The following is a 12,710-nucleotide window of genomic DNA, read 5'->3' as shown; positions in this document are numbered from 1 at the left end:
CGCGAGCAGATTCAGGAGCTACAATATGGACGACGGAACGTTTGACATCTCGAGTTCGTACGAACTGGACCGCGATATCTTCGGCATCGACGACGACCCAGAGGACGCGGCGCGACCGCTCATTTCGGATGCCGATCGGGCGCTGCTCGACCGGGAGTGCCCCGCCGAACCCGTCCCTACCGCGCCCGTTATCGCCCCGCCGCACCGGGCGCCCTGGCCGCTCTACGACGTACGTGCACTGATGGAGCGACCGTTCTTTAGTTTGTCGAGCCGGATACGACAGTCGCCGATCGACTATGCCAGTCCTTGCGGCCGTTGGCGGCTGCATGCGGCGCCGGCACATGAACGGGGTGTGGCGAGCATCCGCGACGCGGAGCTGCTGATCCTAATTGTCAGCCAACTCATTCACGAACAGCCCCCGAACCGCACGGTGCCGGAGGTGGTCCATTTGAAGCCGCGGAAGCTGATGCAGGCTCGTGGCCTCACGGGCAGCGGGCGCGAGTACATGCTGCTGCGGGCGAGCCTCGAGCGACTGCAGGGCACGCGCTATACGACGAACATCCAACCCAACGGTTACCCAGGCGGAGAGCAGACTTTCGCGCTGATTGACGAGGTGACATTCGGCGCCAGCCGCGGACACCTTAGGGTGAAACTGAGCCACTGGTTGCGGACGGCATTGGCCAAGCGGGACGTACTGCGACTTAGCGAGGCCTATCTCCACATCCCGGGCAACTACGAACGCTGGCTCTATCGTGTGGTGCGCAAACATGTGGGGCCACAGCCGCACTTTCAGATGAGCGTTTCCACGTTGTGGGAGAAATCTGGGAAGGGTAGCCCGCTGCCGCGCTTCAAGCACGAGCTGCGAAAGATCGTACAGACGAACGCATTGCCGGACTACGGAGTGTACTGGTTGGATCGAGAAAAGCAGGAGCCGATCGTAGCAATGGGGCCGCGGCGGGGCGCGTTCGAGAAGAAGCGGCGGACAGCGAGCGATGACCCGGCACTCGGGGAATGGGGATGAGCCCAGATGCGTCACTCGAGGAAAAATATCGGAAGACCCGGCCTAATTCATTAACTCTCGATCCCGGGAATGATTGTTGTCGGTTCGGGGGGTTGGGGGAGACTAGCGGGAGGGGCAAGTCCTTTCCGGATCCCCCTCGTGCAGGCACAGCGGGGCCGCCCCCGGCACAAGGCCCGGGCGGCCGCATTCCTTACGAAGTCTAGCTCTCAAATGAGAGCCCCCTCGCTTGGCCTTGCCCGCCCTGCCTGCGGAAAGGATGCTCGCGACTTAACGACGGACGTGCAGGCCGCCGGCGATCAAGGGCTTCGAGCTGTTTGCGGTGCCCCTGGCGTAGTGATCGCGCCCCAACAGTAGCCTGTGTCCCCGCCGCGCTGTTGTATTGAGCCAACCACGACGGGCAAGCCCGGTCGATGCATCGGCCGAGCAAGAATGTTTTGGTTCTTCCTGCGGCGGCGTTCAAGGCCCGAGGCGAATTTTCTTTGATCGTGCGTAATAAAGACGGCGGAGAGGGAGGGTGGGTTTGAGCCTAATCACCGTTTATGCCTACCTGCAGCCTGATCCTGACGCGTTCCTGCCGATCAAAGCCGGATGCCGCGGGTGCGTGAAGCACGCGCAGGATCACGCCCATCCGGCTTTACGTTCGCGCTTACCAGCCTTCAGCACAATCATGACTGTGGTCGGTGAGGAGATCGCAGCCAGACAGGCGGCTTACCTAAACCAGATCCAGGCCCGGTTGGGCGATGCTCGTGAGGCGGCTAAGGCTTCACTGCGCGCCATTCAGATGACCGACAGGCAGATCGAGTATCTTGAGCGCAAGGGGACACCCTCGCGGTTCGTACAGCTTAAGATACCCTTCGATATCGCTGTCGACCACGTTCTGTCAGACGGCACACTTTTTGAGCCGGGTGACCGGCTCTACAGCTTTGCCCGATGGGAAGAACTTGCCTTCAGGATCAGGCTGCCGCGTGATGTCGCCGGTGCGCTTGAGTATCGCATGACTGCACGGGTCACGCCTACGCGCTGGGGTGGCGAGCCGATCAAGGCACTCGTCGTGCGTAGGGACGAGGTCGGCGATGGCGAACATCTCTGGGTGACATTGAGGCTGGTGAGCCGCGCTTGTTTCCCGGATGATGAGCGCTGCCGGATCGAGATTTCGGCCCCACGGCTCGCGTGGGACTATCCGCCTCCTGTCGCACGGGTGATGCCGAGCACGGAGGAGACAAGATACAACCGCTTTGGCCTAACGGCAGAAGATCTAGAGGCCCTGCGGCAGCGGGGCAGAGGACGCGGCATTGCAGAAAACCCTGATTACAAACGCGAACAGGCCCTGCAGAAGGTGCAGCGGGAGTTAGAGCGCCGGACGGCACCGCCCCTGGCGAAGATGAAGCCCCTGGAAAGGAGCCGCCTGGGCGAGACAGGCATACCGCGGCGCCAGCTTAACGAAGCAGAGTGGAAGAAGGCTCAAATCCGCACCACGAAACGGCAGACGCGGGAGGTGACACCGCAGCATGTTCTGGAAGTTGCACTTAGCCGTGATCCCAACCGACTGGGCTTGGACCCAAAACTCGCCGCGATCGCCGCAGAGGCCCTGAGCGGATGCGTTATGCCGGGCGTCCCGGCGGAAGCAAGGACGTCGGTTGAAACCGGCGCGGTGCTATATGCTGCTTGCCAATTGCCGACTGTTGCCTTCGAGGCGCTCTCGGGCGGTTGGCTGGAACTCGCCTTTCGACCGGCGATGGGCCAGCGGTTCGAAGCCCGCGGTCCGATCTTCGAAACACGAAATGGTGCAGACGCTAATTACGTCCAATTCGGTCTGGCGCTGCCAGCCGGCGCGCTGCACGTTCAGGAACGGCGAAATGTGCATGATGCTGTCCTTTCTGATCCGGATGGCGCTCGAGAGGTGCTAGCGGTGCATCGTAGCTGCCTAGCGCGGGTGTCGGATCAAACCAGTGATGGGCCCGATCGCGTGATCGCCGTGCATACGAATGAACGCGAATTAGCGTTCGTGCGAGTGCAGGTCGGCGTGGAGGGTCTGGAGTTCGCCGAGATCGAGCCCGCTGTCCAACTGCGAGCAAGCGAAGCGATTGTCTACGGCCTGACTTTGGTAGACATCGCCATCCGCTTATTCGAGGAGTGGGAGAGGTTGGCAGCGGGCGCTTCCGACCGGCTTCGCTACCGAGCGAACCTCAACCGCAAGGATCGGAAGGCTTGAGCGCCCCCCCTGAAGCTGGATGCGCACCAGCCAGACCGATCCGCAACCCGGGCGCGCAGACCGTTCATAGTGTGATGATATCTTGATCCCAATCCAGCACGTCGCTGCCGGCAGCAGTGAAGGGAATAAGGGACTCATAACCTATGCAGATATTATTATCCGCGAGCCAGTACGGGACGTCACCCCGGTTGATCTGATCGCAGAAAAATCCCTGCATCGCGGCGTCGAGGCAGCGTAGGGGCAAAACGTGCTGTCCCGGTTGAGTGCGCTGAGGCTGCGTTGAAAGTGTTGGCAGTTGCGCTGGTGTTCGGTTCGGCGAGATTTCGTCTGGGATGCAGCAAGACATGACTAAAGATCTCCAGAGAGCGCCGGAATGAAGCACCGGCGGCCACTCGGCGTGGCAAGCTCTCAGGGATTGAGCACGGTCTTGCGGACAAGCAATAGGGTCAGGGCGGCCCTGCCAACTGAATCGAACAGACCCCATAGCGTTTGGCCATCGCTGGTCCTGGAGGAGGCCCGAGGTGCTGTTGTGCCCGCGAGGGCACAGCTTCGCCGGCAACCGGCAGAAGCTGTTGTTCGCACAACCAGCAAGGGTGTCGGAGCGGGGTCGGAGGTGAAACCTTGACAGGGAGGCCGGGGTTGGGCTGTCGGCCGTTTACTAACTGCTTCCCGCCTTCCCGACGACCAACGCAGACGGACCCCACTCTCGGACGCTCGGAGCACGCGTCGTCCAGGGGAATTAGATGCTCACCGTTCCCCCCTACTGAGCAGACCGATTAGAACAGTTGCTCTTGAGTACCGATGCCCTTCGGCGACTGATCAGGCAGTCCCCATCCCGCCTGCCTGACTAACGGTGGAGGGCCGGAGCCAGTAGGAGGCTTGGCATGTGAATCGACTTGGCGGCACCCTTTGCTTGCTAGAACGGAAAAGTGATCCGCTTATGCGGCAGATCTGATGGCGTTATGGCGCCATCATAGAGGTTGAAAGTTGCAGCACCGTGGTGCTACACAGCGACCCTAGAGCGTGCCTTTATCTGATTGATTCTGTTCAGTATTTTATTGCTTGGGTGCAATCCGTCCCTGGGCACCACTTTTCTGATTTGCTTCGACAGCACAGAAACTTAAGTCCCTAGAGCGTGTTGCGTTTGGCCGACCGTGTTACAACGGCGTGCTACAGATGCTCTTTCGGCTCGTTCGCTCGGTGAAGCGCTCAGACTCGTCTCTCCCGCAGTTCGTCCAACGCATCCCCTCTGACGTGCGGGCGAGGGCTGTCGGCCGGACCTTATCGGTACCTTTGGGCTCCGAGACTGCGCACATCACCATCACGCCGAGCATGGCGAGCCTCAGGCTCTCGCTGAAGACCCGAGACCCGAGCGAAGCCAAGGCGCGACAGGGGCAAGTGGCCGCTACCGTAGAGCGCTTCTGGACCGCACTGCGCAACTCCTCTCCCGCCACGCTCAGTCATCGGCAAGCCACTGCCTTGGCCGGAGACCTCTATCGAGCGTGGGCAGACGGGGGAGGGGATCGAACCGTCGCCATCGTCCACACGGGTGACGGCTGGGTGCCCGACAGGAGCACTCCCGATGAGGAGCGAGCCGGCTTTGAGGCCGCCCTCGGGCACCTGGAGACCGCCATCGAGAGCACCGACAGCAGCCGCCTAGAGCGCCTCGTAGGCCCACTCGTAGACCGCCTGCTGCTAGCCAAGGGCATCGCCGAGGTGGACGCCGACTCGCGGTCAATCCTCCTGGATGCCTTCGTGCTGGCCCTTAGGGATGCCTTCGAAGTCCGTAAGCGGAACGCGGAGGGCGACTACAGCCCCGATTTGAAGGCCACGCGCTTTCCGGCCTTCGAGGCGCCGAGCGCAACGCCTAGTACCCAACCCGCCTCCAAGACCTCCCTAACCGGCTTGGTGGTCTCCTGGTGGGCAGAGCGGAAGGCCGCCGGCCTCAAGCCCAGCACCCACGAGAGCTACCGGAACACGATGGCCAACTTCGTGGCCTTCCTGAAGCACGACGACGCGGCCCGCGTGACGGCGGCTAACGTGATCGGCTTCAAGGACCACCGCCTCGCCAGCATCAACCCCCGTTCGGGCAAACCGATAACCGCCAAGACGGTCAAGGAGAACGACATCGCGGGGCTACGGACGGTCTTCGCGTGGGCAGTGGCGAACCAGAGGATGACGAGCAACCCTGCCAAGGAGGTGACCCTCAAGCTCGGGAAGACGAGGAAGCTGCGCTCGAAAGGTTTCACCGACGAAGAGGCGAGGGCGATCCTTGAGGCTGCCTCAGGCCACCAAGGGGGCACCGAGCGCCCGCAGACGACCGCGGCCAAGCGTTGGGTCCCATGGCTCCAGTGCTACACGGGCGCCCGAGTCGGTGAACTGGCGCAGCTCCGCAAGCAGGACCTCCGCAGGGAAGGGGAACACTGGCTCATCAACATCACGCCAGAAGCCGGCACCGTGAAGAGCAACGAGGCCCGAGAGGTGGTCTTGCACCCGCACCTCATCGAGCTGGGCTTCGCAGAGTTCGTCCTGCAGGCGCCCTCCGGCCACCTCTTCCTGAGGCCGGCTAAGGATGGCGACGTGCTCGGCCCGTTGCAGGGCATCAAGAACCGCCTCGCCGAGTTCGCACGGGCTGTCGTGACGGACCCTAACGTCGCCCCGAACCATGGCTGGCGGCACCGCTTCAAGACTGTGGGTCTGGATGCCGGGATCAATGAGCGGGTGCTCGATGCGATCCAGGGGCACGCGCCAAGGACAGCCGGCGAGGGCTACGGCGAGGTGAGCATCAAGGCGATGGTGGAGGCAGTGTCGAGGCTGCCGAAGATTGCAGCCGATCAGGGAGGATGCTCTTGAGTGACGATATCAGTGCTCTCGCGCACCTACACGAACGCCTCGATGCAGCGTCCGCGGACCGCGACATAGAAGTCGCTCAAGAAGCAAATCTGATCTTGCGCAAGGCGGCTGCGGCCGGGCGGCTAGCCTCAGGTAACACGATTGCCGACTTGAAGCGGCATGCACTTGAAGACCTGCGCATTCGGTCTGAGTTGGTTTACCGCGCCCTATTAGAGACTTGGGCGAGCTTCGACCCTGTTGCTGGAGAGGCAGCGGAAGCCGAGCGCATGCTTCTAGAAAAACTTAGCGTCGCGGCCGAGGCCCGCGAGCGCGCTATACGTGCAAGCGGCCCCTCTATGTCGCTAGGCTCGTTACCTGATACCGTTTGGCATGATTTGCGGGTTCAAAGCACAAATACAAAGCATCGCTTGGCACTCCGGCTGCGCGAGTGGAGACAACAGATGCGGCAACCTAAAGCCGAACCGGTCGGCAACCAGACCACCACCGTCACCTTCAGTGGCAACAACAATACGATAGTTGCCGGTCTCATAAATTCGTCGGCGAATATTCAATTAGATAATGCGACAAGACCGCGTTTGGCCGAAGCGTTAGCGGAGGTCAAAGTTGCTCTACAAACGAGCGTCGCGCTACCGCAGCAGGACCGGACCGATACACTGGAGCTTGTCGAGGATGCTGAAGCCGAGCTGAGCCGCCCGCAGCCCAACAAAAAGAGGCTTGCGAGCAGCCTTAAAGGTATCGCCGCGACTATTCAGACAGTCGGTGCTTTGGGAGATGCCTACGGCGCCCTCAAGAGCGCGATGGCTTTGATTGGCATTCCTCTACCGTGAGCCCAGGCTGCTCGTGCTCGCGGTCAGTCAGGATAGATAACTAGATCGATCGGGCCTTCCTCGTTATCGGCCTTATTTCTTTTCTCTTGGGAGCTACATCGATCTGCATCTATGGAGCATGCAGCCACCAGCGCCTGCCCGAGCGGAGTGAAGGTGACCAGCCCGAAGCTTATCGCTCCGTCCCAAACGCCAGCGGGAACCACGCACCCAAGGCGAGCTAAGTTGTTAAGCGACACCAGGACAGGGCCGGGCGGCTCTTGTAACCGGTTGTCGGGGTCTTCGGAGTTTTCAATGTAAGCGTCAGGGAGTTTCGCCGTGTAAACGGTGCGCTTCGGGCTAAGGCGTGGCTTAGCGTCGGGAGCCTTGGCCAACGCGAAGAGCACCTTCACGTCAAAACCATTCATCTCGTGCAGCATGCTGACGAATGCTTGCCGGGTCTCAGCTTGCGAGGTGGTATCAGTTGCATTGAAAAGCAGCTTTGCAAAAAGGTCTTGGAGTTCTTCTTCTTCTTCCACCGAGGCAGCATCAAGCAGCGCCTGAGCGAATTTGAATGGCAGCGGCCTGACTCCGTTCGACGCTCCATTGTCGATCCAAAGTTGCTCCCACCGCTGTTGAAGCTTCATAAGATTGGCCGCTCGCCTGAAGCGTGCGGTGTCGTGCATCTGACCGCCATACTCCTCTAACGCCGGTCCAAAGATGCGTGCGAGAAAGCGGCCTAGACCACTCGATGCGTCGATTGCTTTGCCGGCCGTGCGGGCAACCTCTTTAGTCGCCTCTGCGCCTGCTTCAAATTCGGTACCCATGATCGTGATAGTAAGCCGCTGACTTCGACTAAACCAAGGGGTCACTCACGCCAGCCAACGATAGGGCCTCAGGCTGCCGCGACCGCTGGAGGTCTGCCATCGAACTTCGGCGCGGAGGGCGCCCGGGATGCCGCGAAGGTCGCTTCAAGTGCTGCCGCTCGGTGCAAGTGCTCCAGGGCCAGCAACGGCTTCAAGGCAGACTCGGCGAAGTCCATCAGGCTCGCATCCCGCCATCGCAGCCTGAAGGCAGCCTTGCCGCCGAACCACCGTGGCCGCTTTTCCTCGACCATCAGCACGACCTTGCCGGTCCACGTCTTGCGGAACCAGAAGCGTCCGGTGAGCGCCATCGCGATAGACCCCGTACCTGAACCTGAGGGCCGGGCTTAAAGCCAAGACGCTAACCGCCTCCCCTCATTTAGTGGTTTTGTACGCTTGGTAATTTCTGGACCGAACGCCTAGTGCCGCTCAATGCTCCGTCGCGGGCATATTTTGGCGCGGCTCGCCACCGTGATCCTTCACAAGGTTGGATCGCGCCGGGTCGCCCTTCAGGTCCGCCACGTCCTTGCGTGCCTTGCCGGCGATAAAGAGCCCAGCCCCTAAGGTGCCTAGCGCCAGTATCAGTAGCGGAATGCCATTGCTCATCGTGGGTCTCCTGTGTTGCCGCCGGAGTGGCAGACAACAGGGCAACCTCGTGAGGCGCGGAATGGTCCTTCAGGTCCGAGAGTTCGAAGGCATGATGGCGCCGGCAGGTGGCTTGGCGTGGCCCGACTAAACTAAGGGGTCACTCACGCGACACATGAGGCTACGCGGAGCGGAGCAGAGTTTCCCCCGTATAGGGGCGCCGGGTGGCCCTCCGGCCAAAATGCGAGGCGCCTGGGGCGGTGTTGGGCCACGGCGCCGCAGCTCCTTGCCACGATGCGGCGCAGACCTGGAGCCCAGACGAACAGTCTGGATCTTGCATGGCACCGGGGCGGCGGGGAGATCCCAATATGCTAGCGCTCCTTCGAAGCCTTCGTGCCCAACTCCTCTATCTGCTCGCCCGACAGGACGTGGCCGCCTCCGATCGGGCTCTAGCAGTTGGCGACGCTGCTGGCTCGGCCCGGCGCCTCACCCGTGCTGATGCTCGCCTTCGAAAGGCGTGCGGTTTGACAGTCTGGCCGACTGAGCGTCCCGACCCGAGCAGGCGCTCAGCGGTCCAATAGGGCTTGCCCTTGCGGAACGTTCCAACTGGCGGCCTTTGCGGTTCCAAAAGAAACCTCTTGATTTCTGGAACGGCATCGCCATCATTGTCTAAGAGTCCATTGGAACGCTTGGCTCGGAGACCACCGCCATGCTGATTGGTTACGCCCGCACGTCCACCCTGGAGCAGGAGGCCGGGCTCGATGCCCAACTCCGCGACCTCACCGCCCTGGGATGCGAGAAGGTCTACAAGGAGCAGGTCTCATCGGTGGCCTCGCGTCCGCAGCTTGAAGCCGCCCTGGAGTTCGCCCGCTCGGGTGACGCTCTTGCGGTGACGAAGCTCGACAGGTTGGCCCGCTCGGTTACCCACCTGGGCAGGATCATTGAGGCCCTGGAGGCGAAGGGGGTCTCCCTCCGCATCCTCAACCTCGGCGTTGATACCGCCACGCCCACCGGCCGCCTGATGCTCAATGTGCTCGGCGGGGTCGCCCAGTTCGAACGGGAGATGATGCTGGAGCGGCAGCGGGAGGGCATCGCCAAGGCCAAGGCGGAAGGCGCGTACAAGGGCCGTAAGCCGACCGCACGGGCCAAGGCGGAGGAGGTGAAGGCGCTGGCAGCCGAAGGGCTCAGCATGGCTGCAATCGCCACCAAGCTTGGGATCGGCAAAGGCAGCGTGCATCGGGCTCTGAACCCGAAGATGCCGTGAAGCCTTTAGTGGCCGCTACTCGCGGCCCACTAACAGCTTCTCGATGATGGCCAGTCCGTTCTCTCGGGCCTTCGCCTCCGAGGGGTAATAGCGGTCTGAGCGCTCTGCCATCTTGCCGTGCTTACGGATGGCCCACTGGTAGGAGCCGCCTTCTGCCTTCGGAGGGATGATTTCTAGGGAGTAGGGGTGCGTATTGCTGCTTACTGTCATGCCCTGCCACCATTGCCCGCTGTAGTTGGGGCAACCCGAGCTTAACGGGCATTAGCGCCGGTAGCCTAGCCCAGACCTACGCCCAGCTCAGCCTCGGCCAGCACCTCCGCCTTCACGCTCCGCAGGTAGCTCGTGAGCCGCTTGGCTGCCTCGGGGTCGGCACACTGGACCCAAAGGCTGGATGACCGCACGTCCCTTCCTAAGCTCCTCAGGACGGTCTCCGCAGGCCATGCGGCCTTCCGCTCGGATGAGCTAGCAAGGTGGCGGAGACCGGATGGCGTGCCGATGACGATCAGGACGCTTGCAGGGTCTGGCACTGCGATGCGCTACCCGACTGCAGGCTTCGATAATCCCCGCCGTCCTCTGGCTCCAGCTTGGCCGGATCGACCACCTTGGAAGCGATCGGCCGCCCGAACGAACGCTGCGAAGTTCTGAGCGTCGTCTTCTGCGAGGCCGCCCATGAGGATTGTCGAGCCGCTGTAGACCGCTCGGGTCCCCAGCCTATCCTCGCGTATGCTGATCTTTGGCATGGAGGCCATCCCTGGAAGGCGAACCGCTCGGCCAATGCAGCTAGCGGGGTCCGCCACGACTCAACTGGCAGCAGGGGCACAAGTTTCCGCACCTCTGGATGGGCTTATGGCTGCTTTGGGTTGGAAGGTTGCCGGGCCTCGCGGCGCTGCAGCTCGACAAGGGGCAACACCTCATCAGCCACGGCGGCTCAGATCTGAGCGACCTTATGTTTCAAGAGGTTAGCCCTTGCCCCTAGCCTAAAGGTCGCCCTGTCCCAACCTTCGCCCGTTCAACCTCTTCTCGCTCCACCGCCTCACGGACGGCCTTGCGGATAAAATCGGCTCGGGATTGTCGCGGCCCTAGCAGCGCGTCGATCCGCTCGGCGACTCCGCCATCGAGGCGAATGTGCGTGGCTTTCACGCCCAGTGGTGGTCTGCCCATTTCTACCCCCCAACAGCCCGACTGTTTGCAAGGATTAAGCGGTACCCTTTACAGGGTTAGCGGTACCGTTTATTCATCAACCTATTAATGAGCCGTAACCGACACACAGCCCTTCTCGCCGATCCCTGACAAGCCTGGAGCCACCCCGATGCCCGCGCTCGCCGCTGCACCGAATGATGCCGCACGCCTGGATGCCTTCGCGCCGTGGCTCATCTCACCGGAGCAAGGGCCTGCATGGGCCGGAGGACTGTCTCTGCCCAGCCCCATCTACCTCGCCATCCGCGCCCATCACCTGTGCTGGGAGGCTCTCTGCGCCAGCTCGGCGGCCTTCGATGCAGCCGGCGAAACCGAGTGGAAGCAGCAAGACTGGGGCGCCCGCGATGCCGAGAGCCAAGCCGCATGGATCGTCCTGAAGACCCCGTGCGGAAGCCGCGAAGGCGCCGCCGCGCTGGTCGAGCATCTGGAGTGGTACCTCGCGGCCGACACCCAGCACCCTGGAGGCGACGGGCCGGACTCCGTGGAGGCCAACAGTGCGCGGCTCGCCGACCTCCGCATGCTTCTCGGGGCCGGCCCGGAGACCGCCGAGGGCCCGATGCTCGCCGCGATCGAGGCCAACCGGTCGGCCTGGAGCGCATTGCTGGCGGCCGCGGCTGAGCGGGGCGACGCCAGGTGGGAGGCAGAGGGCGAAGCGCGGTCCACCGCCTACGAGATCAAAGAGACATCGTGCGGGAGCAGAGCCGGGGCGGCGGCATTGCGGGAGCACCTAGAGGTCTACCTGCCGGCTTTGGCCGCGCGGGAGCTGGACGGGGCGGCAGGCTTCGAAGGCGCCCTGGCGGCCCGACTCGCGGACCTCCGCATGTTGCTCGGGGAAAGCTCGTCGGGGCGGGTGCCGGGCCGCCCGGTCTGAGCGCTAGGCTGTAGGCACGAGTCGCCAGCGTGGAGCCCGCGCAATGTTCGCAAGCCCTCAGATCCCCCAGGCGCTCCAGGACGCCTTCGCAGACAGGCTGACCATCAGTGGTCCCGATCTGTGCCGCCTGATGCCCATGGACGCAAAGACCCTAAAACGTCACTGCGCTTGGGGAACGATCGGTTACCTTCAGATCGGCTTCGGGGCGTCGTCTCCTAAGCGCTTCACCCTGGCGCAGGTTGTGCAATTCCTTGCAGATCGTAGCAAAACTGAAAGCCGTTCTACATGCCGAAGAACTGACCGCACTGGCAGTCAGGCCTCTAGCATTGAGGCAGCCGCTATGCTGGCGCTGCTAGAACAGGGGAGCAACAATCAGCCGAGGCGGATGGAGGCGCCGTGTAGGCGAAAGCGCGACGGAAGCGGGCTTGCTCCCGACGGGCTTCTAGCACGGCTGGCCCGGGAGCAAGCGGGCAGCGAGCCTAAGCTGAGGCTGCCCAGTGGCAGGAAACCCGCGGACCCCGTCCTGGTCGCCCCATGGCCCGCCGCGCCCCCGCCCCACCGATTGCCCGCCGATGCCGTCACCCCGAAAGCACGCCATTCAGCCGCGACATGGCCGCCTGCGGTGGGGGAAGAGGGCTTTGAAGACTGGAAACGGACCCAAGCCGCCGAGCGTAGACGCCTTGCCGCCGAAAGACAGGCAGCCAGCCGCCGCAGCCCCGCCATCACTCGCCACGGCCTCGTCTAATGTGTGAAGTTCCCCAGGCCCTTGCCAAGGCCTTCGCCGATAAGGTGACGGTGGGCGCTCCTGAGCTTTGCCGTCTGCTGCCCATCGATCGCGGGTCCTTGCGGAGACATATCGCGGATGGCTGCATCGCATACGTGGCTCCCGGCACTGGCAAGACTTGCCCAAGGCCCCGCTTCACGCTGGCAGCCGTTATGGCGTTCCTGGAGGACCGGAGCGTTATGCTGACGCCTCAAGTCGCTAAGGGAACGAGGCGGCGCGTCCCAGCCGAACATCAGAGTGCGAACGAAGGCTTCCGC

10 protein-coding genes are annotated in these 12,710 nt (G+C 62.7%); 6 read left to right on the top strand and 4 right to left on the bottom strand.

Annotated elements, in window-relative coordinates; all coding sequences use genetic code 11:
• Window positions 1-25 precede the first annotated feature (25 nt).
• The 4 genes from HCU64_RS14240 to HCU64_RS14225 all read left to right on the top strand — a co-directional run bounded on the left by HCU64_RS14240 (window position 26) and on the right by HCU64_RS14225 (window position 6,913).
• A complete protein-coding gene (locus HCU64_RS14240) occupies window positions 26-1,021 on the top strand; it encodes a replication initiator protein A (protein ID WP_233384650.1) in 996 nt (331 codons plus the stop codon).
• Between the two features lie 520 nt (window positions 1,022-1,541).
• A complete protein-coding gene (locus HCU64_RS14235; RefSeq protein ID WP_233384649.1) occupies window positions 1,542-3,233 on the top strand; it encodes an efflux RND transporter periplasmic adaptor subunit in 1,692 nt (563 codons plus the stop codon).
• A gap of 1,176 nt (window positions 3,234-4,409) precedes the next feature.
• The gene (locus tag HCU64_RS14230; protein WP_325169975.1) at window positions 4,410-6,086 is read left to right on the top strand and encodes a DUF6538 domain-containing protein; all 1,677 of its coding nucleotides are present in this window, start codon (window positions 4,410-4,412) and stop codon (window positions 6,084-6,086) included.
• Window positions 6,083-6,913, top strand: a complete 831-nt coding sequence (locus HCU64_RS14225; protein ID WP_233384647.1) for a hypothetical protein — start codon at window positions 6,083-6,085, stop codon at window positions 6,911-6,913. Before HCU64_RS14230 ends, HCU64_RS14225 begins: the two co-directional genes overlap by 4 nt.
• 23 nt (window positions 6,914-6,936) lie before the next feature.
• On the opposite strand, the gene HCU64_RS14220 is transcribed toward HCU64_RS14225, so the two are convergent.
• The 3 genes from HCU64_RS14220 to HCU64_RS14210 form a co-directional block, all read right to left on the bottom strand.
• Window positions 6,937-7,716: an Abi-alpha family protein gene (locus tag HCU64_RS14220; RefSeq protein WP_233384646.1), complete on the bottom strand. Its 780-nt coding sequence runs from the start codon at window positions 7,714-7,716 to the stop codon at window positions 6,937-6,939.
• Between the two features lie 68 nt (window positions 7,717-7,784).
• On the bottom strand, window positions 7,785-8,063 hold the full coding sequence (locus HCU64_RS14215) for a hypothetical protein (protein ID WP_233384645.1): 279 nt from the start codon (window positions 8,061-8,063) through the stop codon (window positions 7,785-7,787).
• 118 nt (window positions 8,064-8,181) lie between these two features.
• A complete protein-coding gene (locus HCU64_RS14210; protein ID WP_233384643.1) occupies window positions 8,182-8,358 on the bottom strand; it encodes a hypothetical protein in 177 nt (58 codons plus the stop codon).
• 688 nt (window positions 8,359-9,046) lie between these two features.
• Between HCU64_RS14210 and HCU64_RS14205 the strand changes: the two genes are divergently transcribed.
• Window positions 9,047-9,601: a recombinase family protein gene (locus tag HCU64_RS14205; protein ID WP_233384641.1), complete on the top strand. Its 555-nt coding sequence runs from the start codon at window positions 9,047-9,049 to the stop codon at window positions 9,599-9,601.
• A gap of 275 nt (window positions 9,602-9,876) precedes the next feature.
• Here the strand turns inward: HCU64_RS14205 and HCU64_RS25270 are convergent, their stop codons facing one another.
• Entirely contained in the window at window positions 9,877-10,002 is a 126-nt protein-coding gene (locus tag HCU64_RS25270) for a hypothetical protein (RefSeq protein WP_267922339.1), read from the bottom strand.
• Between the two features lie 908 nt (window positions 10,003-10,910).
• Here HCU64_RS25270 and HCU64_RS14200 point away from each other — a divergent pair.
• Window positions 10,911-11,669: a hypothetical protein gene (locus tag HCU64_RS14200; RefSeq protein WP_233384639.1), complete on the top strand. Its 759-nt coding sequence runs from the start codon at window positions 10,911-10,913 to the stop codon at window positions 11,667-11,669.
• The last annotated feature ends 1,041 nt before the right edge of the window (window positions 11,670-12,710 follow it).

Source organism: Methylobacterium sp. C25, from assembly GCF_021352225.1.
In the GTDB taxonomy this organism is placed as follows: domain Bacteria; phylum Pseudomonadota; class Alphaproteobacteria; order Rhizobiales; family Beijerinckiaceae; genus Methylobacterium.
The sequence above is the reverse complement of the archived record's forward strand: the minus strand, read 5'-3'. Positions and strand labels throughout refer to the sequence as shown.

Excerpts from the sequence above, each read along its gene's own strand:
- HCU64_RS14210 (WP_233384643.1), bottom strand. The coding sequence starts at position 8,358 with ATGAGCAATGGCATTCCGCTACTGATACTGGCGCTAGGCACCTTAGGG.
- HCU64_RS14230 (WP_325169975.1), top strand. The coding sequence starts at position 4,410 with ATGCTCTTTCGGCTCGTTCGCTCGGTGAAGCGCTCAGACTCGTCTCTC.
- HCU64_RS14215 (WP_233384645.1), bottom strand. The coding sequence starts at position 8,063 with ATGGCGCTCACCGGACGCTTCTGGTTCCGCAAGACGTGGACCGGCAAG.
- HCU64_RS14200 (WP_233384639.1), top strand. The coding sequence starts at position 10,911 with ATGCCCGCGCTCGCCGCTGCACCGAATGATGCCGCACGCCTGGATGCC.
- HCU64_RS14240 (WP_233384650.1), top strand. The coding sequence starts at position 26 with ATGGACGACGGAACGTTTGACATCTCGAGTTCGTACGAACTGGACCGC.
- HCU64_RS14205 (WP_233384641.1), top strand. The coding sequence starts at position 9,047 with ATGCTGATTGGTTACGCCCGCACGTCCACCCTGGAGCAGGAGGCCGGG.
- HCU64_RS14220 (WP_233384646.1), bottom strand. The coding sequence starts at position 7,716 with ATGGGTACCGAATTTGAAGCAGGCGCAGAGGCGACTAAAGAGGTTGCC.